The organism is Coprothermobacter proteolyticus DSM 5265, from assembly GCF_000020945.1.
Lineage (GTDB): Bacteria > Coprothermobacterota > Coprothermobacteria > Coprothermobacterales > Coprothermobacteraceae > Coprothermobacter > Coprothermobacter proteolyticus.
Window position 1 is genome coordinate 1,381,806 of sequence record NC_011295.1, and the last position, 24,984, is coordinate 1,406,789.

18 protein-coding genes and 1 riboswitch are annotated in these 24,984 nt (G+C 43.1%); of the genes, 9 read left to right on the top strand and 9 right to left on the bottom strand.

Going from position 1 to position 24,984, the window contains the following annotated elements:
• Nucleotide 1: 1 nt before the first annotated feature.
• Both COPRO5265_RS07130 and COPRO5265_RS07135 read right to left on the bottom strand, forming a co-directional pair.
• Nucleotides 2-799: a hypothetical protein gene (locus COPRO5265_RS07130; RefSeq protein ID WP_012543771.1), complete on the bottom strand. Its 798-nt coding sequence runs from the start codon at nucleotides 797-799 to the stop codon at nucleotides 2-4.
• Complete coding sequence (locus COPRO5265_RS07135; protein WP_012544267.1) at nucleotides 786-3,167, bottom strand: phosphoadenosine phosphosulfate reductase domain-containing protein; 2,382 nt, start codon at nucleotides 3,165-3,167, stop codon at nucleotides 786-788. Before COPRO5265_RS07135 ends, COPRO5265_RS07130 begins: the two co-directional genes overlap by 14 nt.
• Nucleotides 3,168-3,373: 206 nt before the next feature.
• On the opposite strand from COPRO5265_RS07135, the gene hypD reads away from it, so the two are divergent.
• Both hypD and COPRO5265_RS07145 read left to right on the top strand, forming a co-directional pair.
• Nucleotides 3,374-5,833 (top strand): trans-4-hydroxy-L-proline dehydratase, encoded by a 2,460-nt coding sequence (hypD, locus tag COPRO5265_RS07140; RefSeq protein WP_012543841.1) that lies wholly within the window; start codon nucleotides 3,374-3,376, stop codon nucleotides 5,831-5,833.
• Between the two features lie 23 nt (nucleotides 5,834-5,856).
• A complete protein-coding gene (locus COPRO5265_RS07145) occupies nucleotides 5,857-6,777 on the top strand; it encodes a glycyl-radical enzyme activating protein (RefSeq protein ID WP_012544895.1) in 921 nt (306 codons plus the stop codon).
• Nucleotides 6,778-6,815: 38 nt separating this feature from the next.
• Here the strand turns inward: COPRO5265_RS07145 and COPRO5265_RS07150 are convergent, their stop codons facing one another.
• Entirely contained in the window at nucleotides 6,816-7,841 is a 1,026-nt protein-coding gene (locus tag COPRO5265_RS07150) for a hypothetical protein (protein WP_012543631.1), read from the bottom strand.
• A 275-nt stretch (nucleotides 7,842-8,116) separates the two neighbouring features.
• A riboswitch (cobalamin riboswitch) is annotated at nucleotides 8,117-8,325 on the top strand.
• Nucleotides 8,326-8,357: 32 nt separating this feature from the next.
• On the opposite strand from COPRO5265_RS07150, the gene COPRO5265_RS07155 reads away from it, so the two are divergent.
• A complete protein-coding gene (locus tag COPRO5265_RS07155; protein WP_012543759.1) occupies nucleotides 8,358-9,449 on the top strand; it encodes an ABC transporter substrate-binding protein in 1,092 nt (363 codons plus the stop codon).
• A gap of 124 nt (nucleotides 9,450-9,573) precedes the next feature.
• Here the strand turns inward: COPRO5265_RS07155 and COPRO5265_RS07160 are convergent, their stop codons facing one another.
• Entirely contained in the window at nucleotides 9,574-10,656 is a 1,083-nt protein-coding gene (locus COPRO5265_RS07160; protein WP_041736213.1) for a Gfo/Idh/MocA family protein, read from the bottom strand.
• A gap of 245 nt (nucleotides 10,657-10,901) precedes the next feature.
• On the opposite strand from COPRO5265_RS07160, the gene COPRO5265_RS07165 reads away from it, so the two are divergent.
• Together COPRO5265_RS07165 and COPRO5265_RS07170 are read left to right on the top strand one after the other, a co-directional pair.
• Complete coding sequence (locus tag COPRO5265_RS07165) at nucleotides 10,902-12,554, top strand: ABC transporter ATP-binding protein (RefSeq protein ID WP_012544858.1); 1,653 nt, start codon at nucleotides 10,902-10,904, stop codon at nucleotides 12,552-12,554.
• Nucleotides 12,555-12,778: 224 nt separating this feature from the next.
• Nucleotides 12,779-13,381 carry a hypothetical protein gene (locus COPRO5265_RS07170; protein ID WP_041735865.1) on the top strand — a complete coding sequence of 201 codons (603 nt, stop codon included), beginning with the start codon at nucleotides 12,779-12,781 and terminating at the stop codon, nucleotides 13,379-13,381.
• A 1,089-nt stretch (nucleotides 13,382-14,470) separates the two neighbouring features.
• Here COPRO5265_RS07170 and COPRO5265_RS07175 read toward each other — a convergent pair.
• Nucleotides 14,471-15,733 carry a hypothetical protein gene (locus tag COPRO5265_RS07175; RefSeq protein WP_012544214.1) on the bottom strand — a complete coding sequence of 421 codons (1,263 nt, stop codon included), beginning with the start codon at nucleotides 15,731-15,733 and terminating at the stop codon, nucleotides 14,471-14,473.
• Complete coding sequence (locus tag COPRO5265_RS07180) at nucleotides 15,708-16,376, bottom strand: MgtC/SapB family protein (RefSeq protein ID WP_012544621.1); 669 nt, start codon at nucleotides 16,374-16,376, stop codon at nucleotides 15,708-15,710. The genes COPRO5265_RS07175 and COPRO5265_RS07180 overlap by 26 nt, the downstream gene beginning before the upstream one ends.
• Nucleotides 16,377-17,576: 1,200 nt before the next feature.
• Between COPRO5265_RS07180 and COPRO5265_RS07185 the strand changes: the two genes are divergently transcribed.
• From COPRO5265_RS07185 to COPRO5265_RS07205, 4 genes are all read left to right on the top strand, one after another.
• Nucleotides 17,577-17,894 (top strand): hypothetical protein, encoded by a 318-nt coding sequence (locus COPRO5265_RS07185; protein ID WP_041735869.1) that lies wholly within the window; start codon nucleotides 17,577-17,579, stop codon nucleotides 17,892-17,894.
• A 194-nt stretch (nucleotides 17,895-18,088) separates the two neighbouring features.
• Nucleotides 18,089-18,814: a hypothetical protein gene (locus COPRO5265_RS07190; protein ID WP_012544787.1), complete on the top strand. Its 726-nt coding sequence runs from the start codon at nucleotides 18,089-18,091 to the stop codon at nucleotides 18,812-18,814.
• 981 nt (nucleotides 18,815-19,795) lie between these two features.
• A complete protein-coding gene (locus COPRO5265_RS07200) occupies nucleotides 19,796-20,104 on the top strand; it encodes a CopG family ribbon-helix-helix protein (RefSeq protein WP_012544106.1) in 309 nt (102 codons plus the stop codon).
• Entirely contained in the window at nucleotides 20,088-20,546 is a 459-nt protein-coding gene (locus COPRO5265_RS07205) for a putative toxin-antitoxin system toxin component, PIN family (protein ID WP_012544266.1), read from the top strand. The genes COPRO5265_RS07200 and COPRO5265_RS07205 overlap by 17 nt, the downstream gene beginning before the upstream one ends.
• Nucleotides 20,547-20,966: 420 nt before the next feature.
• On the opposite strand, the gene COPRO5265_RS07210 is transcribed toward COPRO5265_RS07205, so the two are convergent.
• The 3 genes from COPRO5265_RS07210 to COPRO5265_RS07220 form a co-directional block, all read right to left on the bottom strand.
• Nucleotides 20,967-22,577: a putative ABC exporter domain-containing protein gene (locus COPRO5265_RS07210; RefSeq protein ID WP_012543606.1), complete on the bottom strand. Its 1,611-nt coding sequence runs from the start codon at nucleotides 22,575-22,577 to the stop codon at nucleotides 20,967-20,969.
• Nucleotides 22,564-23,292: an ABC transporter ATP-binding protein gene (locus tag COPRO5265_RS07215; protein ID WP_012544739.1), complete on the bottom strand. Its 729-nt coding sequence runs from the start codon at nucleotides 23,290-23,292 to the stop codon at nucleotides 22,564-22,566. Before COPRO5265_RS07215 ends, COPRO5265_RS07210 begins: the two co-directional genes overlap by 14 nt.
• A gap of 166 nt (nucleotides 23,293-23,458) precedes the next feature.
• Nucleotides 23,459-24,220 carry an SDR family NAD(P)-dependent oxidoreductase gene (locus COPRO5265_RS07220; protein WP_012544240.1) on the bottom strand — a complete coding sequence of 254 codons (762 nt, stop codon included), beginning with the start codon at nucleotides 24,218-24,220 and terminating at the stop codon, nucleotides 23,459-23,461.
• Nucleotides 24,221-24,984: the final 764 nt, after the last annotated feature.

A 24,984-nucleotide genomic window follows, 5' to 3' on the forward strand; every position in this document is an offset into this window, starting at 1 on the left:
GTTACCCACCCCCTGTGGAAATACACATTTTTAGCACGTCAACCTCATTAAGCCCTTCATCCAAATCCAGGTAAACTTTGTCATTGGTCCAGGTAACCTTGAAGAGCTTTTCGCTTTTGCTACTCCCCAACACATCTGCCAACTCTGCCGATGTTATGCAAAAAATCTTTTGCGGTGACTCAACATATGGTTCCATATCTTCAATGGATATGGAGAACATTTCATGTTTCCTAGCAAACATGTAGAAAGCATAGATAACTTCCACTAAGTTGAGCTTTGGATGTCCAATTTTCTGAACAATTCTGCTTCGGCCCGATTTAATGACCTCTCCTTGGCGCAAATCCTTCCCAATTGGTGTGGACTGAAGGGTACTTATAAGGGAATTAGTAATGTTTGTCAAAGTTCTCTCTCGTTTATCAGTTTGTCGCAACTCCTGAAGCATGCTCTCTCTCGTATAATTACCGGGTGGTTGGTTTGCCCACCATAGAAAGATTCCCGAGTTATGACAAAGATTTGCCCATATAATCGCCCACACGCTCAGCACAGAAAGTGAACCTAAAGAATAACCAAACCTGACAACATCACATAACTCCGTGCTTTTTCTGTTTCTTTCTATGAAACCAGCATCCCTCAAGTATTCATTTAAGGCTGTCTTTTGCTTGGGCCCTAATGTGTTATTACGAAGATAGTCTTCTCCAAGATTCAAGAATGATGTCATCCATTCTTCTCGAAGACCAAAATTAGAGTACCTTTCCCTTATAGCATCAACCAATTCGTCATAGGAGTCAAATGTCCACATTTTCAGATAGCAGCTCCTTGTAGTCCTTGACCGAAGGGTCCAAGTGAATGTTGTCCAAGTCCGCTACCAAATCCACGCTGACAAGTCCTTTGTAGTATTCTTGCATCCCACGAAGCAGCCGCTCTAAGCTTTGCCTTTCTACGCCAAAAATGACGTAGGGCCCACCATAAGCACTGTTGGATTCGTTATAAAGCTCCTTTACCGTAAGGTTGTAATACCCTTTGCGTATTGCATAGCGGTAAAGCGAATAAAGGACTGCTGCTGGATGCACATCGTTCGTACCCATCTTTAAAGCCACTCGTTCTCGGTCATGTCTCACCACAGAAACAACACCGAGCTTTTGCAGATATTGATTAGCTTCGAAAGTGTTAAACAACCCATCGATACCGTTTGATATTGTTCTTTTGGTTATGGTAAGCCCCTCGTTTTCCACCATTTGCTTGAGCTCGTTTGAAGAGTAAGCTTTACCCCATGGGACTCTGCTCAGGTACCAAAACACTGGAGCAGAATTGTAAAACAGATTAACCCACACTAGTTCAAAAGCCAGCAGCTCGTCCTTTTCAAATATGCCCTTTAGGTGCTCATAAAAGGGTGTTACTGTTTTCCTCTTACTATCGATAAGCTCTGCATCACGTAACCAATAAAGCATGGCTTCAACTTGTTTAGGGCCAAGAATGTTGTCTGAAAACCAATTGTTTCCCTTCATCATGAAATCCTTTAACCATTCGCTTCTCAGCCCAAAAGTCAAATAGTTTCCAAAACCAGACAGCGTCGACATGGTATTGCCTCCCTCCTTTTGACTTACCAAAGTTGCCACAGATTTTGCTCTAAGGCAACCCTTTTCAACAAAATCCAAACAGCTGTAACAATGAATGCATTTGCTTGTGTTCACCAAAACCGATGGGATAACAGATAATGCACCCGTAGGGCATTCAACTTCACATACTCCGCAGTGCGCACAGTAAGTCGATTTATAGGCAACTTTGTTAAGTCTTCCAAGAAGTAGCTTGTCGCCTTTTATTCCATCAATGTCAACTATGGCACGTCCAGCAGTGTTTTTATCGACAGAAAAATGCAGCGTTCTATTTGATACCAGAAGATCTCCTTCCAACTTCCCATTGTCACTCGCAACCCTCACAGGACCAAGTACTTTTATCCATTCTTCAAATCTGTCGCCGGGATCATTTAGAACAAATCGTTGACCTTCTTCTTTCTGGATGATGTCCAAGCGTGTTTTCCCCGTGTCGACGCCCTCACCGCCACCGCGTTTTTTCCAGTTACCCTCGGAGATGTACTTTCTTACTTCAGCCTTATCTTCTATGCCGAGGGATTCTACTGTTTTCTCTACTTGGTTGATAAAGCTCTTTACAGTTTCTAAGTAGCCCCTTCCTATCATGTACTCTGTCCATTGCGAGGCAAACGGACAAACACTGCAACCAACTCTGTCTAACCCGAGGCGATATGCCGTGTTCAAAGGAAGTTCTCTAGCAAGTATGTACGTGTAAACTTCTGTTGTCGTCCAGCGCTTAATTACCTCAGCATTTATTTGCGTAAAATGCTTCACGTTCTCAGCAAGCCTGGAGTAACCTTTTCTTCGTGTGCTTTCTTCTTCCCTAACACCATCAAAAACCACAATCCGCACACCATCGTTTCTGCCAACTATTTCACGAACTAACCTTATCATGGGCGCACTCTTATGCACTGAACAGCACCACCTCAAGAGTCGACTAGGTGGACCAAATTCCTTCCAAGTTGCCTCCGCCGGTTTCCAGTTCCTTGCCGTGTAGAACTTTAGTTCAGGGTACGTTTCCCTGTATTTCCTCTTTGTTTCTTCGAAAGCTTCGTAAGTGGGGGGTATTTCCATGGTAGTGTCCGTAAAAATCACAAAATAATCCTCAGGTGGAATAACTTTGGAAACAATGTCCAATATGACTTGCGAATCCTTACCAGCACTAAAGGAAACCACGAAAGCGCTGACCTTTCCTTTATATCTTTTATATATGTGGTTCACGAAGTCAATGGCTTCATTCTCCAAAACTTCCAACTGCTCTTTGTTCTTTTCAAGCATAGCTTGAAGTTTTACCGGCTCAAGACCAAGTCCTTTTCCTGCATCCGTAAGTTCTATGCGGGGCCTCTCGTAAATACCGCCACCTTTTGCCTCAGCTACCATGGTACCTTTGTAGTAGTATCTTCGACCAGTACGCCACAAAAGTGGTTCTTTGGTATGCGGATATTTCCAGAACTCATTGAAGCCAAGTAGCTCCAATTCCTCAAAGAAGACCGGACGAGGACTTACAATTAGTGTGTTTTTGCTTTCGGAAGTTAGTACGATTCCGTTAGTTTCCAAATCCCAGTTAACGTTGTACATGTCCACCCCTTAGCAAATTACAAATTATGTAAAACGGTCTAAATTTTACATATTTTATCATGTTTTGTGGAAATATGTAGATATTTTTCATGTTTTTTACCAAAACAAGCTTTAAGTTTGTATAGTGCACAAAAACCACGATTGGTACGCCCGCTAAAGTATAATTTTCTAAAGAGGATTTTTTGAGTCCTTGGAGGTGAATAAATTTGACGGATTCTAATAATCAACCTGATGCCGACAAGACCACATTGACCATAGAGCAGGAAATCCAGAAGCGCAGAGAAGCTGTTAGGCCCATAAATGAGCGCATAGCTCGGCTCAGAGAAGAAAGTGTAAATGCCCAAGTAAAGATTTCTACGGAGCGAGCACGGTTAGTCACAGAGTTTTACCAGAGCGGAGTGGCAGACAACCTGAGCATACCAGTGCAGCGAGCCATGGCATTTAAGTACTTGCTGGAGCACTGCAGTTTACCGGTGGAAGAGGGCCAACTCATTGTAGGCTTAAGAGGAACAGGCCCCAAAGAGGTGCCCACTTACCCAGAGATATGTGCTCATTCACTGGAAGATTTGGACATACTAGATACCCGAGAAAATATGCCCTACCACAACACTGCTGAAGACAAACAGCTTTATGAAAGCACCATACTGCCTTTTTGGCAAGGTAAAACCATCAGGGAAAAACTGTTCCAACGCATGCCCGAGGAGTGGCTACAGTGCTACGAAGCGGGTATTTGGACAGAGTTTATGGAACAGCGCGCACCGGGTCACACTGCTGGTGGCGAGCGTATCTTCCAAAAGGGCATTCTGGATATTAAGGAAGAAATAAAACGGCGCATGGCACAGCTTGACAAGAGCGATTCCGCATATGAAGAAAAACTGGAAGAGCTTAAAGCCATGGACATTGCAGCTGATGCGCTGCTTATCTATGCTCAGCGTTATGCAGAGAAATTGGAACAATTAGCACAAGAAGAAACGAATGTGGATAGGAAAGCAGAGCTTTTACATATGGCTTCCATTTGCCGCAAAGTACCTGCTCATGCGCCAGAAACCTTCTGGGAGGCACTTCAGCATTACTGGTTCATACACGTGGGCATAACTTATGAAACCAACCCCTGGGATTCTTTCAACCCAGGGCGGCTGGATCAGCACTTAAGGCCCTTTTATGAGAAAGAAATCAGTGAAGGAACGTTAACTCGGGAAAAAGCAAAGGAACTGCTTGAAGCTTTTTGGGTGAAGTTCAACAACCAGCCAGCAGTACCTAAGGTGGGCGTCACGGCTGAAGAAAGTTTTACCTACAACGATTTTACAAAAATAAACATTGGTGGCTTAAAGGTGGACGGCTCGGACGGCACCAGCGATGTTTCTTACCTGCTACTGGAAGTACTTGATGAAATGCGCACACTGCAGCCAAACACGGCAGTTCTTATAAGCAATAAAACACCTGATAGACTGCTCAGGAAAGCACTAGAGGTTATTGGCCCAGGTTTTGGTGAACCACCCCTGTTCAACGCTGATGGCATCATTGTGAAAATGCTTAGGCAAGGGAAAACCTTGGAAGATGCAAGGACTGCAGGGGTAAGCGGTTGTGTGGAGACAGGTTCCTTCGGCAAAGAATCCTACATACTGACAGGGTATTTTAACCTGCCAAAGATACTGGAAATCACCCTTAACAATGGTGTGGACCCAATAACGGGCAAGAAAATAGGTTTGGAGACAGGAGACCCTATCACTTTCCAAACTTATGAAGAACTTTGGGACGCCTACTTAAAGCAAATAAAGTACTTCATGGACATAAAGATGAAGGGCAACGACATTATCGAGGAACTTTACGCCACTGAGCTGCCTGTACCATTCATGTCGCTGTGGATTGAAGATTGCGTAAAGCGTGCAAAGGATTACAACAGTGGCGGGGCTCGTTACAACACGCAGTATGTACAGCTTGTTGGTTTGGGCACTGTAACTTTGAGTCTGAGTTCCATAAAATACCACGTGTTTGAAAACCACACATTCACCATGGAAGAGCTGCTCAAAGCACTCACGAACGACTTTGAAGGTCCATATGAGATGATGAGGCAGGTCATACTTACGCGCACCCCTAAGTTTGGTGAAGACAACGATTTTGCCGACAGCATAGCAAAAGCCTTAGTAGATGAAACAGTGTGGCTCATTGAGAGTTACCCACCTACACCAGTAAGGAAAGCCTCTCGCAGAGCTTATTGGTTGCCCACTACTGTTCATGTGTACTTCGGCAAAGTTATGGAAGCCAGTCCAGACGGAAGGAAAGCTGGTATGCCCGTATCCGAAGGTGTTTCGCCGGTACAGGGTAGTGACAGAAAAGGCATAGCCGCCGTGTTCAGGTCGGTGAGCAAGTGCGATTGGGATAAAACAGGTGGGGCACTGCTTAACCAGAAGCTCACGCCAGACATAGTGGAAGACCCAGAAACCCTTAGGAAGCTGGGACAGCTCGTAAGGAGCTTTTTCAACATGGGTGGGCATCACGTTCAGTTCAACGTAGTCAGTGCAGAATTGCTCCGTGAAGCACAGAAGAGGCCTGCAGATTTTCAGGACCTCATGGTCCGCGTTGCTGGTTACAGCGATTACTTTGTGAACCTGCCAAAGGGTTTGCAGGAGGAAATCATAGCTCGAACTGAGCACGAAACGGTGTAAAAACGTTGCTCGGAGAAGGATTTGTGGATTGGGACGCTCAAGGCACAGTTTTTGATGTGCAGCGTTTTGCTGTGCATGATGGCCCCGGCATAAGAACGCTGGTGTTTCTAAAAGGCTGCCCACTAAGCTGCTGGTGGTGTCAAAACCCTGAAGGCATAAGCCCTATTCCTGAGCTGATGCATTTTGAGTTCAGGTGCATGAGATGCGGTACCTGCCAAGAAGTATGCCCACAGGATGCTTTAGAGCTTACCCAAGGCGGCGTAGTGATTGACAGAACACAGTGCACACGTTGTGGCGTGTGTGCACACTACTGCCCAACCACTGCTTGGCAAATGGTGGGTTTCACGTTGAGCGTAAAAGAGCTTATGCAGGAGCTGGAAAAAGACCGGCTGTACTACGATCAATCAGGTGGAGGAGTGACCTTCACCGGTGGTGAACCCTTCATGCAAGCTCATTTCTTGCAGCATGCTCTAAAGGCATGCAAGGAACTAGGCATTCACACAGCCGTGGAAACCTCTGGTTTTGTGCCCAAGGACATTTTTTCTCAATTAGCACCTTTAATAGACGTTTTCTTGTATGACCAGAAATTGGCAGATTCACAGCAGCATGCGTATTTTACTGGTGTGCCAAATGAACTCATAAAGGAAAACTTAAAGGCTCTTGCAGGCAGTGGAAGGGCAAGTGATGTAATTATCAGAATACCACTCATACCTGGTATTACTGATACTCCTCGAAATATTGAAGGTTTGATTTCCTTCTTGAAAAATGACATAGGTAGCGTGAGGCGTGTGGATCTGCTACCCTTCCACGACGTTGGAGAAAAGTATGTGCGTCTGGGGAAACCCTACAGAATGCCCACCCATGAATCACCTGATGCAGACCACGTTGAGCACATAAAAGCCTTGTTTGAAAACAGCGGCTTTACTGTAAAAGTGGGCGGGTAAATAAAAATCTTGGCGCAAAACCAGCCTAACTGTTTCAGTTAGTAGTAATAGACCCTGACTTCATGGAGTACGGGTGTGGTGGAAGTATCAGAGGTGCTTAACGTAGCACGCCATTGTTTGTACCTACCAGAAGGCAGATCAACTGACGCACGGTATGAGTTATTTGAGACAGCTTCAGCTTCTACTGAAGTCCAGCCTGGAGTAGCGCTGTCTCGTGTAAAAAACGTATCTGACGCTCTCACTTCAAAAGTAATAGTGGCATTCATCGATAGCGTGGCCTCCCAGCAAATAGAATCCCACTGTGCATTCTCTACTCCGCTGTCAAAGACCATTGAGGCAATGCTGCCTGAAGTGTGGTAGGCAGCGTACGTAAGTTCTACTTCTTTTACTGCAGGCCTCATAAAACCCAGCAGCCCGCCACCGTCAAACGCCATTCTGTAGTAAAACTCTGACACGCCAACCCAATTTAGGTTTGATAAATCAATGTCGTGAGAACCTTCAGACAGTTTGTCCCAGCCGTCTAAAGTTCCTGCAGAGCTGTACCAGTTTACACCGTCTTTAGAAAACTGTACTTTTACACTGGCTCGCCAAGGGATAGATGCTTCATAGTTAAAGGACTCCACACGTACTATGTGCTGAGGAAATAAATTCTTAGACACCAAAACGCCCTCAGATCTCAAAGGCAAAAGCTCCACTTGACCATCTTCTACGCTTATGTTCTGACTTTCCTCGGAGTTGATGTAGCGCTGGTCGTTAAATTGGTCCAGTACGGTCTGCATTTTTATAGCGAGCACAACATCTCCAGGGCTTGCCGAAGTATCCACTTGATAAATTAGGCCGCGGTCGAAGTCGTATTTACTGGTTTGAGTCCAGACAGAAACATCTTGGGCAATGGCTCCTGAACCTGTACCTTGTCCATTACCAGGGGGCACATTGGCAGCTTTTTGGACAATTTGATTGATACCGAACAAAACTGTTATGACTACAAGGCCCAAAATTGCCATTATGGTCAATCGTTGACCCAGTGTTCTCACAACTTGTTTACTGTCGCTTTTCGTGTTCATGCCCCTCCTTTTCGAGGTAACTGTATATGCTTCTTCTAACCACCCAAGTGCTCCCCAGTCCGTAGCTCGTTAATATCATAATCCATGAGTGCTTTCTGCGAAACTATTTACGGCTCTGCACAGAAAACACATGGCTTGCGCAAGCACTTAGACGCTTAGTGCTTAGAAAAGAGTGCACTAGCACGAACTGTTGGAATTTCGAAAGAGCAAGCGGATATGAAATATAGCTTACCCATGATTTACTGTTGAACAGTCACGTTTTATGTTCTATAATGGAGCTAAGTACCGGGTCAGGTGACTATGCCTTTTTTGAGGCATGGGCCAAAAGGGAAGTCCGGTGAGAATCCGGCGCTGTCCCGCAACCGTGACCGGGGAGCGAAGTCCAAGGTAAGAATGCCACTGGCACCAATAAAAGGCTGCTGGGAAGGCAAGGACCGAGCGTTGATCCGGAAGCCGGGAGACCTGCCTGATCTGTTACTTCCGAGCCTCTTTTGCGAGGACAAAGGAGGTGATCTCATGAGGACTCGGTTTTTGCGTGTTGTTGCACTGCTGCTAATGGCTACTATGCTCGTATTACCTGCTTCCGCAGCGGTGAAAGTAACAGATGATGTGGGTAAGAATTTAACCTTCGCAGCTGTGCCTAAACGTGTTATCTCGTTGGCTCCCAATGTTACGGAAATCATGTACGCCATTGGAGCACAGGGCAGTCTAATGGGACGCACGCCCGTGGATGATTACCCACCTGAAGTGAAGAACGTGCCTGTGATGGGCGACTACACGCAGCCCAACATTGAACTACTACTGACCAAGAAACCCGATCTGATTATTGGCACTATTAGTTTTAGGAAAGAAACCTACGACATCATGGAGAAGTACTGGAACGTATTCATTGCTGACCCACAGTCAGTAAGTGAAGTGTCATCGCTAATTCATCGCATGGGGCTCATTTTCCAGAAGGAAGCCCAAGCCAAGAAACTTGAAGAACAAATTAGGCTCATGCCTGTAGCGCTAAAATCACTGGGCGGCCCGCATCCCAGGGTGCTTCTTCTTATGTGGCATGATCCGCCCATGAGCGTGGGTAAAGACACCTTCGTTAACGATGTTCTCAATCAGGTAGGCTTAGTATCAGTTACAGGCAGCTACACCCAACCATGGCCCACGTTGGGCGAGGAAACACTGCTCAAACTCAACCCAGATTACATCCTTTATCCTGAGAAATCCATGGGTGGAGAAACAGCTTCTTTCAAAGGCAGACCGTGGACTGATTTAAAAGCTGTGCAGCAAGGTAAGCTTGTTTCTTTTAATGACGACTGGGTATTTAGAGCAGGACCCCGTCTTACGCAAGGCATGGCAGAACTTTATCTGAAAGTGGTCCAGCAAAAACCCAATGCTAAAGTGCTTTTCATATCAAACAAAGCAAAAATAGCGTCATTAAATGGTGCATTGGTAGATTATTCCAAGTTCTCCCTTAAGGACGGACGATTCCTAGTGGATCCAGCTTACGCCAAGACACTTGGCATCACATCTTACAAAGGAAACCTAAGAAGCAGTTCTTTGCAAGCCCAATGGGTTGATGCAGAAAAAATGGGAGTGTTCTTGCTCCCATGACAACTAAGCTGCTAGCGCACCTCCCACGTTGGAAATAGACAGTAGCCCTTCTAACCTGCCCTCGTGCACCTCTCACAGTGGGTCGCGGGGGCAGGCCCTCTCTCTTTTTTTGTGATGGACCTATTTAGAACAAAACAGGCTTACCAGTAGCGGCAGACTGGTAAATGGCATCAATGATCTGCGTTACCACCAAAGCGTGCTCCGGTTTTACTAGTGGTTCTTTGTCTTCCCTTATGGCTTCTATCCAAGACTGCATTTCTAACTTCCCCGGATCTACCACCTGCGGCTCATAGTAGGCAGCTCCGTGAAGCTGTGTTTCTATCATTTTTACATAAAGACTGCCCATATCTTCCCCGTTTACACGCAAGCCACAAAGGTTATCCGCACCTGCTTTACTGCCACAAAGAATCGTCTGCGCTTCACCTTCATCCAGAGTGTTTAAAGCCCAGCTGGATTCCACCACCACCGTGGCACCATCTGCCATGGTAATAAAGCCAAAAGCAGATTCTTCCACCTGGAACCTACTTGGGTCCCAAGGTCCCCAAGGGTTTGCTGCGTTTTCCTGCTTAGACAGCACATTGTAGGTGGTTCCAAGCACAGCTTTCACCTGGTAGTTATCCATGAGCCACAATGTTAGATCCAAAGCATGGCTTCCAATGTCTATTAAGGCTCCCCCACCCTGCATGTCTTTGTTCAGGAAATTGCCCCACGTAGGTACGCCTCGGCGACGCAGTGCCCTAGCTTTTGCAAAGTAGATCCAGCCTAAGTCGCCCCGCTCCACAATGCGCTTAAGCATCATGTTTTCTGGCTTAAACCGATTTTGAAATGCCACAGTGAGCTTCTTACCGCTCTTCCTTGCTGCATCCACCATCTTCTGGGCATCCTGCGCGTTAGTTGCCATGGGCTTTTCGCACATGACATGTTTGCCAGACTCCAATGCGGCAATGGTCATCTCTGCATGAAACTTGTTAGGTGTAAGCACATGCACCACATCAATGCTGCGATCTTCAAGCAGGTCCTGCCAACTTTGGTAGATTTTTGCATCTTTTGAACCGTACTGTTCTTTTGCCCGCCTCGCCTTTTCCTCTGTCGGATTGTAAAACCCTACGATTTCTACGCCACTAATCTGTGACAAAAAAGGCATGTGCTTTGCAAACGCGATGCCGCCGCAACCTATGATACCAACACGAATCGTGTCTTTAAGCAAACCCATCGCCTCCCGTGTAATACATTGCACATACAATTCTATAGTGTGTCCAGCGGTACATGTTCCATAAATTAAGAGCGCAGCTTAAGGGAACAAAACCTACCTATTACAGGCAAATATAAAACCCTAGGTATGAGTAACAGCGTGCTTTTTTCATTACTACAGAAAGAACATTAGTAGCATATCCATGCAGCTATACTATTTATTATTCTTAGCTAAGACGCAGGGGAGGCAGATAACTAGACATGGTAGGCATTCTTGCAGATTTCAGGTTTATCTTAGATTTTTTTAAGCCTTACTATAGTAAACACCGCATGTATATAGTTTTGTGTGTACTTTTTACGGCGTTTCACAAGCTTGTGGCTGTAGCACTGCCTATTCTTATTAAGTTGCTGGTAGATACTATTGAAAAGGGCACAAACTTTAAGGAATTTGTTTTCTATGCAGAGCTGAACATCCTTGGCTTAGTTGTTTTTCTTGTAGTTCTTTTCCTGCGCTACTACTTTGAAAAGCGTACTGAAACTTCCATCAGCGCAGACCTTAGGCAAGACATGCTGCAGCACATCTTAGATGCTGATTATCTCTCCGTGACGAAGGAAGAAACAGGATACTTTCTTGAACGTCAATCGGCAGATTTACAAAACATAAATGATTTGATCGTTCATGACCCGGTCTTATTTTTTATAGACTTTTTTTATGTCGGTGCTATCGCAGTCATCATGATCAAGCTGAATGCTGTCCTTTTTGTAGCCCTATTGGCCCTTTTTCCATTATTCTTTGTTATAGCGCGGATAATCTTACCAAAAATGAAGGCAGTAAAATCACATGTGCTTAAGACAGAAGAAGAGATTAACAGCTTTACCGAAGAGAGCGTATCAGGAGCCTACCACATCAAAGCAAATAACGCAGAAAACATTTTTGAGCGCAGACTTTCAAATCTTCTAAGTAAATACCTTGGGCTTAACCTCAGTTACGCCACTTTAGACATTCTCTACGATCTTATTCTTTTTACAGGCATTATGAACGTAGCCAATCTTATCGTATACATCCTTGGCGGTTACTACGTTTTCAAAGGTACGTTTACCGTCGGTAGTCTTTTTGCGTTTGCCATTTACTTTTCAAACCTGTGGGAAGCAATGGAGTTTTACACCCAGTTTCCAAAAGAGCTTAAGATAAGCATGCTTTCTGTTAACAGAATAAGGGAACTGCTTTCAATCCCGCAGGAACAGGAAGGGAAAGTTACTCTGTCTGAGCCTATAGAGAGCATTCAATTTGAAGACGTTTCTTTTTCCTACGATAGCCGGATGGTGCTTAACAATGTCAACTTAATCATACGTAGAAGAGAAAAAATAGGCATCGTCGGACCAAACGGTAGTGGAAAATCGACATTTTGTAATCTTCTCATGCGTATTATTACTCCGAGCCGTGGCAACATTTTTATCAATGGCATCGACTACAAAACATTTACGAAGGAATCTCTCCGCAACAAGATCATCCTTGTTCCCCAAGAACCTTATATATTCAGCGGCACGCTCGAGGAAAATGTGACTCTTTTCGGAAGTGGCGCCAAAAAGCGCTTCGGCAGTATTGACGTAGAAACAATTTTAAGAAATAAACACTGCACTATTCTTACGAAAAACCTCGGAAGCAAACTATCCGGTGGAGAAAAAAAGCTCATACAACTCTTACGCGGCATAAACCGCAACGGAGACGTTTACATTTTAGATGAACCCCTTGCTTTTGTAGATAAGGATTATGCAGATTTGGTCCTACAGCTTATTAAGTCTGGATTTGATGACAAAACCCTAATAATCATAAGCCACCTAACAAACCTGAGCGATTTTTGTGATAGAACGTATGTAATTACAACAGAAGGATCTTTTCTCCCAATGTGTTAGAAACCAGCTAAGGGAAAACCTTATTCGGTATTAGGGGCATGTTCCAAAAGAACAGTGAGAACTTACCTTTTAAGAAACAGTATTAAGTCATATCGAAAACAAATATAACATTCAACTCAGTTCTGGTCAAAGTAGCTTTGGTTTTATTCTTATATGAAGCTGAAATAGAACGGTTTGTTTTGCTATACTAAACTAGAATAACTGTGTGGGTGATGACATAAAGAATGAAGGAAATACTCCATGGAATGTTAACGTGGGGTCCGTGGGTCTTCATTGGAGTTCTATTTGCTACAGTATCCGTGGCTATTCCAATCATATGTATTAAGAAACCTTATAACTTCATGGTAGGTGCCTTAGGTGGTGTGGCTGGCTATTTTGCTTTTCATTTCATCTACGAAAACTACCACATATCGTTTGATACTTTCTTCTCTACTTATGTTACAGACATGTTATTAACCGATATCTTCATAAAAGAAACACAACCAGTCCTAGCAATGCTGGTTCTTTTCCCTATCTACATGGTAGGATATAAGGTACTGGAACAGATTATTTGTAAACCGATTTCACTTCTTACAAGCTCGTATGGTACTTTATTCTTTAACATCCTGCGAATTCCTCTATTACTTTGCTTCGTAGCCCCAATACTACAAGGAGCGCTTCTAAAAGCTAATACTGCATACCTAGTTGCACCAGTAGCATTCGCAGTAGCGTGCTTCTTTCTAGATCCGCTCAGCCTATTCCTGGTGGCTATATCAGTGTTTACGTTGGGTATTTCCATATTATTGGCAATTATTGCCGTGTTTGCCCCTAGACGTGATGACAACTAGCAAAAGAAGATGCCACTCCATCTTCTTATCGAAATAAACACCTTCATGAACTAGCGCCTATTTCGTTATTTCAATGATTACTAAGAAACTAAAATAGAAATAGCCGAACATAAGCATTCGCATGTTCAGTTGTCATAATTGCTAAAAGAAGTGCACCATGATTCCTTACACAAGGATAGCGATAAAAGCAGTACGGCTCTATACAGTATCCTACCGTGCCTGCTGTCACCACGGCACACAGCATGGTTTATGGTAGATAGCCACTCAACCATTTCTTACGTCACACGTTTTGGTTCAACTTTTCACGGGCAATACGTATTACAAGCCGATACAACATGCAAATTTGGCATTATTGTGTCAAATAGAAAAGACCAAAGTAGTGATTGAAGCCGTAAGATTGCCAAAAACCAAAGGCCCTTTCGCTATGACTTTGGTTACGACAAGGTTGTCCACTTCACTTCAAGCCCGGCACATAACATATAGAATCCGCATGCACATAGTAGTTGTATTCATTCAACAGTGATGCGCCTGCTATTGAGCTCAAGGCATGTAAACAACTCACAGCTCCAAACTTAAAGGAACCAATTTGACTTACGCATAATGCTTGAGGTCTTACATTGTTTTGTTATGGACCTTAAGCAATAATGCCTAGAACAAAGGGGAAGAACATTTTCTTGAAACTTTCTTAAACTATTCGGGGGTAGTTACTAGAACTGGCCGCTAGTAGCATTGAAAGCAAAATTGGTATTTGTACTTGTAGCTACCCCTAACAACTCAATAAAACAACACAAAGAGCATTCAATTTGGCCCAACACCACTTAGCGGATACTGTCCCCATTTTCAATTGCATAGATTTGGACCAACACCTCGCCTGATGAGCCCGCTCATGTTTCTTTTTACTCCTCTAAAACAGTCTCGTTCTACTTACCGTTTACAAGAAAAACAACATGATAGCCGCACATATTATCTAGATCTGAAGGAATGCTAAGCAAAAAAAAAACAGTATGTACCACAATGAGAAGAAAAACATTTCCTAAAACCAATAACGGCAAGGGAGAGTCTCCCTTGCCGTTATGCCGTCTTGCGTAGTTAATGAGGTATATCAGATAACTTCATGTCAATTAAAGAACCCCTGCTTTCACTTGTAATGCGTAGCGTATAATCAAAGGGATTGGCTCCTTTAGGTATTGCCCAGTATAGCTGGGCTCTCCACCATTGTCCTATAGCATCCATCTTACTAAAGTTTGTCACATATTGAGGCTTATGTCCAACCTGATTTACAACAAAGCCTTCCTTGTCCAGGAGAGTAAACCACGAGGTCTTAGGTAAATCTTCTGACATACCCCAGAATAATTCAGGCGTTGAAGTCAGAGTAAGCTTAACGTCGATCAGTAAATACTGTTGGTTAGGATCTCCTAGTTCATTCTCTCCTTCTTGAGGCAATGTCTTTATACTGCAAATGTCAATTTTGTATGGTGTAGTACTGGTTGTATAGATAGGCGAACTATCTGCAGCAATTTTCCCTAGGAGGGGCACGCTCCAATAAGCATCCCAACCCTTGTATGTAAGATTGTAAACATCGAGTGGACGATCTTCTGGAAGGGTCACTCTGAAATGACCTTTCGTCTTTGCTTGCGGCGGTACAGGATCAGTATCAAGGTTAGCATTTGCGCGGTAAGAAATACTATATTGACTATCTACAAGATAAAGTTCCCCAAGAGTTTGGTCTTTAGTATATGTATTGGTATATACAAAATCCCCTTGTATTTCAAGAACACCTGGGTTGCTCGGCGACTTAATAACTCTTATACTGGTTGCAGTAAGCCGTTCGCCGTATTGAGCTATGTTTACATCAATATTAGTTTGAACTAATTCTTCTTTCGGTTCTTGGCTCACAGGTTGAACCACGGGCTCATTAGTATTCTCGCTTCCTTTATTCTGACTTGATTCTTCTTCGCCTTCTTCCCCAGTGTTCTCATAATCAGGGTTCTTATCCAGGCTCCCTTCACCACCATATCGCTCATATACGGCCACTACACCTTCGCTGGATGCGTCCAAGGACAAAAACTCAAGGCTTTTCAGTTTTGGAATTTTATTTCTGTCATTGAAGAAGTAGATGGTCAAGTAATCTACGTTTTTATCAAAATTATCTCCAAAATTCTGAAGTTTTTGCCATGTAGCATCTTCATTCTTAAAGTTACTTACGTAGGCAGTAACAATCTCATCACCCAAAATGTTTTGCTTCTCAATAACTTTAATCGATACTCCACCACAGCCAATAAGTACTGATAAAGTGAACACAAAGACAATTCCTAGCGACACTAGCTTAGCTACTCTGATTCTCTTCCTCATTGCCATTACCCTCCTTTTCCTCATTTTTTGGCTTTACTTCCTGTTCTGCTGTCGACTTTGATGTTGTCTTATCAGACCGCTTAGCTATGCTCTGCCAAATAACAGAGTTGCGGTACAAGTCAAGTATCTCACCCTTATGAACCCCTTCCGTGTAATTGTTGAGCATGTACCAGTTGTAGGCGAATGACCCCACCGCAACTATCCAGGCAATGTAGAAAGCAGGTTTATACTGAACTGTGCTCATATCATCAAGGTACATCCCGCTACCAAAGGTATTAACTGCATCAGCTACTATTGAACGAGTACCAAAGGTCACAAAAAGCATTGCCAGTGTGGTTACACCCGAAATAAATACGCCTGAGAAATAAACAACACGTTCCTTCTCAACAATACCAACAATAATACCTACCACAAGCAAAATGACCGCCAGCATGAGCCCCAAATCCATTCTTGCTAAACTAAAACCAGAGTAACTAGCCACTACCATTCCACTGCAGGACACTGTAACCCAAGGCATCATGAAAAGAATGAACAGAACCAAATAAGTTAGACTACTAACATGTTTCCCATGTTGACTCAAAAAGTCTTTAGCTGCCGCAGGTACTTCAAACTTCTTTTCTTTACGCTCTACATCATCCTCCATCCTTCTCACCACCCCTTCCAGCGAACATCCTTGTCTTGTTAACTTCATAGAGAACAGCCAAAAACATTCCCATCGCTTGTCACACCTCCCTTCATAAGCATTACACATATCCAATTATATAAAAACCATAGAGCTTAAAGACGTCCACCCAGCACAACAAAAATGGTTATGAAGAAAACTACCAAACACTGCGTTACTGTCTGTCTGTACGCCTGCCTAGCCGCCAACGTACAAGAAGGGCGGCCAACACACCACAGATCATTCTTTCACTTTCGAGAGTCGCTACACGAAAATCCACCACTTTCGCTTCCCATCAAAGCACAACAAGAGCCAGATAAACGGCCCAGAAAACAATCTGCCCTTGCTAAATCCCTGAGTTTCAGGGATTATACTCACGTCACATCTATGCATTTGTATCTGTTCCTAACATTGTGCATGCAAGCTCCCACTTGAATATAAACCTGCACCTGTGAAAGATTGCACATCAAGGATTACAGACATCTAAGGCCCTTTCTTAGAATCCAAGTTTTTTAGTAGAACCCAATTTGTTTGCTGGATCTTCTGCTTGGCCATTTGTCGCATAAGAGTGACGAGCTGTCAAAACACGAACGCGAGACATTGCTCACAAGCTCTCACAAAAACTGTTCTCGAATCTCCAAGTATTGCTCAAAAGACCAGCTTAGATATTGGTTTTTTTGCCAAAAGGTTAATTACTAAAGATAGCAAAACTCTGGTTCTATATCCCGCAGGCGGATAAGAATCCAGCTAGATCTCCTCGAAAAAAGACAAACTCTAATGGCATCCAATGAAAGACCATTGTGCTACGCATCAAACACATAACGCTATTGAATAGATAGATAAACAAACTAAACAAGGAGGACATTTAGTACACCACAACTGAACTAAACGATCTCTCTCGTGTTTCAGAAGTAAAGTTTGGGCACCACGAAGTCCTAGTTCAATGCGGTTGTAGTTGTGTGGGTGCGCTCTCATACAATGGGGGTTAACTAAGCTAAGCATGCCTTCAAGTCTGAACGTCACAACAACTCCTCACAAAGGAACAACCCAAAAATAACATTTTTATGGACATTATACTCATCCTTAAACTAGGTATACAGGTGTATTCGCCAGTAGCTAGACCTATATAATTCAAATATATAGTTTTGCCGTATTAACCTCTTTCGAATGGGGGTGTACATCTTGAGAAAACTTTTAGCTGTCATGAGTGTAACCTTGTTGCTCCTTGTGTTTCTGTGTGGCTGTCAGAACATCTCTCTTGACCAGCAAAAGCGTAATGACGCAGGGCAAACCGCCTCAGTAACTATTCAAGAACTTAATGCCTATGATACTTTCTTGGACGGGACCTTGCTTATAACTTATGAAGGAGTTTACGGTTTTGCTAAAACCAAGTATACAGATAGAAGACAGGTGACTACTAGCATGCAAGTTACAAATATCACAGGTTCAATACGAAAATTACAGCTGCACAGTTTGCTGTTACATTCAGCCGATATATAGTAGATTACGCTTCAAAACGCGAGTATGTCAATGAATCTTTCCCATGTTTTTGCTCATTGTTTCCAGGTGCGTCACAATAGTCCAGTCTAGTTTAGCCAACACAATTATCCCAGGTAGAATACTACTTCAACAAGAAGTTATTAACTAGCTGGTAATATTACTCAAAAGAGCAGCCTAGATGTTTGGTTATTTTTATGAAAAAGTCAATTACTAAAGAGAGTAAAACTCTGGTCGCGTTGGCGGTTTTTGGCGTAGCCATGGGGCTACTGGAAGCGGCCGTAGTAGTCTATTTAAGGCAACTTTACTACCCGGAGGGGCTTACGCTTCCTCTGAAACCTGCATCGTCAACGATACTACTCATTGAGTCATCGAGGGAGTTAGCTACCCTTGTAATGCTCATCACTGCGGCAATAGCTGTAGGTGAAAACGCCCTTCAAAGTTTTGCTTACTTTCTTTACATGTTCGGTTTTTGGGACATCTTTTACTATGTTTTCTTAAAAGTGTTCTTAGACTGGCCAGCATCAATTCTGACTTGGGATGTGCTGTTTTTCGTACCGGTGCCCTGGGTCAGCCCAGTGCTTGCGCCAATTATATGTTCTTTGACCATGATCGTATTTGGATGCATTGCGGTGCTTCTACAACAGAAAGGCGCACACATAAAAATAAAAGGTGTTGACTGGGCGCTTTTTATCAGTGGGGCTGCAGTTATCTTTTATTCATTCATCAAGGACTACGTGACATTTCTTTTGAGTGAAGGTTTGCCCATCAATATATGGGCGCTAGCTAGGAATCCCAACTTCCAGCAATTAATATCTCAGTATGTCCCAACCCATTACAGCTGGTACTTGTTCTTTGTTGGAGAACTATTGATGGTGATTGGAATGTTCCACGTATTTAGGTGCTCACAACCTAAATCTTAAGGTACTGCCCAGCGTAACAGCAGAGCTAGGTGCAAAGAAACACTCCTTTTCGAAGTCTTACAGGTACTAATTATCTTGTATAAACCTTGATTTGTCATGCCGTCTAAGACCCTGTCGTCGTAGAAATCCCTACAAATAAGCTAGCGAGAATGGATATACTGACCGCCTACGGGTAAGACTCTCCCGTTTCTTAGGAATAGAAGTTACTCCGATAACCAGAATGAAAGCCAAGATTCTAGTTCATATTGAATTGTGTTCCAGTCATACGTAACCCCAGAGAAAGCTGCGGCTTTTCGTTGCTGCTTTGAGGCTTGACATGTCTCCTTTGCTACCAACCCGTGTCCACGCGGTAACTCCGACAGGCCTTTCAAAAAGTCAACAGCATAGTAGATTGTAACTTTACCCGACAACTTTCCGGCCATTTGTCGAATACCCCTTATCCTGGGCGCATCATTATAAAAAGTCGTCAACGCCAGTGTTCTGTTTAGGTGTAGCGAAACCCCGCAATTTTACCCCCCAACAGCGTTCAATTCTCGCCAATTCAATAATGGGCACGTACCAGCAGCTTCTTTTACCAATGTGTCAATGCGCTTTCTAAGTTTGGGCAACTCCATAATATGCGAGGCTTGATCACAAAGTAATGCCATGCAACAGAATAGTTATGTGTACCTACAAGCGTTCGTAATTTGGGGACTAAATAACTCTTAAAATGAAAGTCATTATAAATTCATGCACTAAGAGATTTTTAAGTGACCTGCATGCTTAGACAGGTTCTATTATGTCTCACGAAAGTGTTTTTGAGCTAGGCCATTCCATTTTGAGTCGCGTTGTGCTTTTCTTTTTCGAGTGCCATAGATCAGCTCCATAATCGTGCCGATTATTCTCTGTAAATGTGGTTGACATCAGCAGATTTTAGTCCTATAATGTTAAAGTAGGATGTAGTAATACTTTGTATTACTACATTAGAGGAGGTGAAATAGAGTGAATCAAACGAAAGGAAAAAACAATCGAAAAGTAATTAAGGCGATTTCTCCTCATAAAACGAAAAGGAGTGGCACTAGGAAAACAGCGGTACTGACTTTCTCCGTACCACCAGAAATGGGAAAAATGATAGACGACCTAGCGAAACAAGAAAATAGAACAAGAAGTGAGCTCATAAGAGAAGCGATAAGAAGATACATAGCGGAAGAAAAATGGGCACAGATTTATCGTTATGCGGAACAGAAAGCTTTAGAAAAAGGAATAACCGAAGATCAGATTGAAGAAATAATAGATGCCGAAAGGGAATAGACAACAAAACCTGAAAGTAGTTATTGATACAAACGTTTTTGTTTCCGCTCTTCACTTCGGTGGTACTCCTAGAAAAGTTGTAGATTTAATGTGGAAAGAGGCAATTGAGGTTTACATTTCTCCATTCATTGAGGAAGAGATAGAACGCGTGCTCGTCAGTCGCTTTGAATGGGATAAACACATGGTTGATCAAGTAATAAATAGCATAAATGAATACGCAATTATGGTAGAACCAGAAGTAACGGTATCAATCATTGATGCCAAAAAGACAGATAACCGCATATTAGAATGCGCAGTGGCTGGAAAGGTTGATTGCTTGGTCTCTGGAGATAAAAAACACATACTACCGTTAAAAGAGTTCCACGAAATTAAAATCATGTCGCCCGCCGAGTTTCTAGACTACTTCTATACAAAGAGAAAAGAGTGGCTAGAAAAAAAGTAATTTTCTGTTTCATATTTGAAGGAGATTGTTAATGCGTTTAACTACCGATCCTCCTTTCCTCCTTTTCCGAGCTTCTGCTAAATACCTAAACAACTTGCTATTTTTGCCTGAACACAATAACCAGAAAGGGAAAATTGTGTCCTCAGCATGAAATCTGCATTAATCGAAATCACAGAAGTGAGAAAAAGAAAACCAGCGGCCTCACTTTCTTAGAGATAACAAAATAACAAGAATTGAAAAGGTGGGCTTGCAACACATGGCAGATGGAGACAACAATGATAATGGATAATTGAACGCCGGTCGCGGTGACAAATCCAAGGACATCCCCAAAAACCGATGCAATAGCCCCCCTTCTTTAAAACCAAAGAACAAAGAATAGAAAGCCATAACTTGCAACGAAAAATGAGCTGCCTACGGCTTCTAGCTTGGCATCTCCATACGCCAAAAGATTTTGTCTGTAATTAATAGCTGTAAGAAAACGGTTAGGACGGCACCGACGGCAAAACCAAAGTAACCCCAGAGAAAGCTCTCAGTCGGAATACCGATAAGCAGGGCAATGAGAATAGCAGGAGCCATGGACAGAGCAAAGACAGCAAAGCGTAAATAGACCGTAAGCACATTCCCGGAATCGAACGTGGGAAAAATGACATTCACAACACTCATGCCAAATAACACTAAAACGTCTGCTGACATTATGAACAGAAACACTGCCAGCGCTTCCGAAAAGGTTAGACCTGACAAGATCCAAATCGGCAAAACCAAAGCCATTGCCCTCATGCCAGCTCTCAAAGAAAGCAGAGCATTTACAGCTGAAATTTTCTGCCACGGTCTGCCTGGTAGTAAATAAATGTACTGTTTATGTAACTCATACTGAACCCCTACAGGTAAAACTTGAACCAACATAGCATACATAACAACGTAAATTAGTGCGAACACAGTGATCGAGGAAAAACCCTCACTGAAATATCCGACAATCGCTCCAAGAATAAGCAGTAGAAGCTGATCCCAGCCGAGTATGATAAACTTCTGACTTCGCTTGTTTCCAATAGCCTGTTTCCATGTAAAAGCCCAAGGTCCCTTAAGGTTCCAATCAAGATCCATTTCCTTAGATTTCTTCTGCGGCTTTTCGCTGCTGCTTTGGAGGCTTGACATGTCTCCTTTGCTAACAGCCTGTGCCCACTCTGCAACAGTGACAGACTCTTCATAAAAGTCAACAGCATAATAAATGGACAAGGCAACTACGGCCAAAGTTGAAGCTAAGAGAACTGAGAATAATGGCGGCGAAATTCTACTCATGAATGGCGCCATTATGAGTGTTTTTGCCCATCCAATAATGGGAATAGAACCAAGCAAAGGACCATTCAAAGTAGTAAGCAAACCTTCCCAAACGTTGTCACCGCTTAGCATGCCCCAAGCTACATAAGCAAGGACCGCTATGATAAGTACCTTGATAAACCTCTTAATCAATCTGCCAATGTTGAACCTGTGTGCGATGGAGAAAACGAAGAAGTTTAAAGATGATACAAGTATTGAGAGGACCATGATGGTTAAACCGGAATAAACTAGCCTGATATGATTCATGGGCAAATTGAGCATCCGTCCAAATAAAGGAAGATAAATGATGGCTAAAACCGTCGTATACAAAGAACTCCAGAACTGACGTATCATTGACCATGCATAAACACTGCGCTGATTAATGGGTGAAGGAAATAACAAGTTAGCATCAGCCATGGTATAAGTACCAGGAGCATAGCTGACAGAAGCTTTATTTAGCCCTCCCAAAAATATGAGCAGCAAGAGCGCCATAATTACGGAACCGATAACGTCTAGGCTTAAATACCATGGCGATTCCAGAGGATCGCTTCTCTTAAACAAAAAAGGCAAGATCCATATGAACTGCAAGCCGTATTGAACAACCAAACCTGCGAGCTTTGCCGGATGGTGAATAGCATCGATAACATAGTTTTTGTACTTCGTGGAATCCAAAAAATAGAGAGCTCTGAAACCGCCGAGAATATTACTTGTTTTCATCGGATGTAATCTCCAGGAAAAGCTCTTCCAAAGTGCTTTCTTGAGCCGCCTGCACCCGCTTTCTCAAGTCATCAATCGTGCCCTCGGCAATCAGTTTACCGCTTTTCATTACAAGCACCCTGTCACATAGATTTTGGGCTGTATCCAGCATATGCGTGCTTATCAGAAGTGATTTCCCAAGGGCTTTTAGATCCATAAATACCTCTTTTAACTCGTGCACTGCCTTTGGATCAAGTCCAATCAATGGCTCGTCGAAAAGTAGAACATCGGGATCATGTAGTAACGCGCAGCAAATCATGGTTTTTTGCTTCATTCCTTTGGAAAGGTGCATACCCAACTCATTACGCTTCTCCATTAAATCAAATCGATGTATTAAATCATTAGCTCTCTTTTCCCAATCATGAAGGTTATATGCTAAAGCGATAAACTTTAAGTGGTCCCATACGGTCAAACCTTCGTAGATATCTGGAACCTCAGGTATGTAAGCAAGCTTTGCACGTGCCACATCGGAACGGTGGTCCATACCATCGATGGTTATCGTGCCTTCCGCCTTTCTAAGCAGCCCGACTATGCATTTGAGTGTGGTTGTCTTGCCTGCGCCATTTGGGCCAAGAAGACCCACCACTTCGCCCTCACTTAGGGAAAAGGACAAGCCGTCTACCGCTTTTGTCTTTCCAAAATACTTTTTCAGCCCATTAACCTCAAGAACCGTCAACTAAATCCCCTCTTCCTGGTAGTCTAATAACATTGTAACTAGCTTACTGGAAATCCATGTCACTAACAGTATACAGAAGATTTTCATTTCAAGGAGGTTCAGTAACAAAAAAGGCTCCACACTTAGAAAAAATGAGGAGCATTTTTATGCACTTTACACTTTTATTCTACTTCGCCCGCCAACCTCCATCCACACGCAGAGCTTCACCAGTTATGTAGCTGGACGCATCGCTGGCTAAGAACAAGATAGCTTCTGCGATTTCTTCTGGTTCACCCCATCGTCCAAGCGGCGTGGTTTGTTTTATCAACTGATCCGTTTGCGGATCAGACATAAGATCTCTGGTCATCCCTGTAACTATGCCCCCTGGACAAACAGCATTTACACGGATACCTTGGCTGGCATACTCGCATGCAATTTGCTTAGTTAAACCAACAACACCATGCTTAGATGCGGTGTATGCCGTGCCACCAGCCATGGCTCCTAAGCCTGCGACGGACGCAGTATTTACAATAACCCCACCATTGCCTTGAGAAAGGAACTGCTGGATAGCGCGCTTGCACCCGTAGAACACACCTTTAAGGTTGATGTTGATGATGCGCTCCCACAGCGCTTCATCTGACTCCAAGCAAGGCTTGAAGCCGTCGAATACACCTGCGTTGTTAACCATGATATCAAGTTTTCCATAATGCTCCACAGCTGCCTCTACAGCCTTGTTAACATCGTCCCAGTGCGACACGTCCGCTTTAACTGCTATAGCCTCCCCACCCTTTTCATTGACCATCCGCACTGTTTCTTCTGCCGTTTCTCCTACATAGTCCACTGCTACAACTTTCGCACCCTCTTGAGCAAAAATAATGGAAGCAGCTCTTCCCATACCAGAACCTGCTCCGGTTATGACTACTACTTTGCCGTATAACTTCCCATCCATTTCTCAATCACACCCCTTGTCCTCAGGCGTGCCGTTATACGAGAAGACAAAAGACTATCTTACCTGATTAAGTGAGGCAAATCCCCCGCCAATATAACTCTTTGAAAATCTACTTATTCTAAGCTGACTCACAACCTCATGCGTAGCAACTTCCCAAATAGTGTGCTAACACGCTTTCAGGTTTTAATGAGTGATATTATACGCCACATAAATGCAAACTGTTGCCGTGAAACATGATACTTATTCTTTCTAATTTGCTAACGCTACAAGAGAACTTTTGCATTCTCTACTTCGTGGTTTGCCTTCTCTGTAGATTTACATAATAGTCATATCTCTTAGTCTTTACAAGTCTTCGTTATAGTGAAACCCCATGCGCCATGCATCAGTGGTATGCCTTGGATACTGATGCTTAGTTTGGCATAACCGCCAACTATCTTTCTTTGTGGAGGACAGTAATTTTAAGTTTGAAAGCGCCATTCCCTCAGCATTTACTTCCATAGCTATTGCTAATAATTTTCAAGCAAAGCATAAAAAAAACTAAGGCTTTCTGTATTATTATCCTTTTTACTTGGTAATAGAAGATCGATAGATTTCGTAGTTTGTTCAGGATTTAGGCCCAAAACATCACCTCTATGTTCAGAAAGTTGATGTATTGTAAAAGATTTCCATTATTCGCACATTTAATGTTATTTTAATCACAATTTAATAATTACTTGACAATTTAATTTTGTTGTGTATACTTATAAACATTAGTTTCAAAATCT

Coding starts and splice junctions, on each gene's coding strand:
- COPRO5265_RS07135 (WP_012544267.1), bottom strand. CDS start 3,167: ATGTACAACGTTAACTGGGATTTGGAAACTAACGGAATCGTACTAACT.
- COPRO5265_RS07220 (WP_012544240.1), bottom strand. CDS start 24,220: ATGGATGGGAAGTTATACGGCAAAGTAGTAGTCATAACCGGAGCAGGT.
- COPRO5265_RS07180 (WP_012544621.1), bottom strand. CDS start 16,376: ATGGAGGATGATGTAGAGCGTAAAGAAAAGAAGTTTGAAGTACCTGCG.
- COPRO5265_RS07150 (WP_012543631.1), bottom strand. CDS start 7,841: ATGAACACGAAAAGCGACAGTAAACAAGTTGTGAGAACACTGGGTCAA.
- COPRO5265_RS07170 (WP_041735865.1), top strand. CDS start 12,779: ATGAAGGAAATACTCCATGGAATGTTAACGTGGGGTCCGTGGGTCTTC.
- COPRO5265_RS07210 (WP_012543606.1), bottom strand. CDS start 22,577: ATGAAAACAAGTAATATTCTCGGCGGTTTCAGAGCTCTCTATTTTTTG.
- COPRO5265_RS07190 (WP_012544787.1), top strand. CDS start 18,089: ATGAAAAAGTCAATTACTAAAGAGAGTAAAACTCTGGTCGCGTTGGCG.
- COPRO5265_RS07205 (WP_012544266.1), top strand. CDS start 20,088: ATGCCGAAAGGGAATAGACAACAAAACCTGAAAGTAGTTATTGATACA.
- COPRO5265_RS07130 (WP_012543771.1), bottom strand. CDS start 799: ATGTGGACATTTGACTCCTATGACGAATTGGTTGATGCTATAAGGGAA.
- COPRO5265_RS07155 (WP_012543759.1), top strand. CDS start 8,358: ATGAGGACTCGGTTTTTGCGTGTTGTTGCACTGCTGCTAATGGCTACT.
- COPRO5265_RS07175 (WP_012544214.1), bottom strand. CDS start 15,733: ATGAGGAAGAGAATCAGAGTAGCTAAGCTAGTGTCGCTAGGAATTGTC.
- COPRO5265_RS07165 (WP_012544858.1), top strand. CDS start 10,902: ATGGTAGGCATTCTTGCAGATTTCAGGTTTATCTTAGATTTTTTTAAG.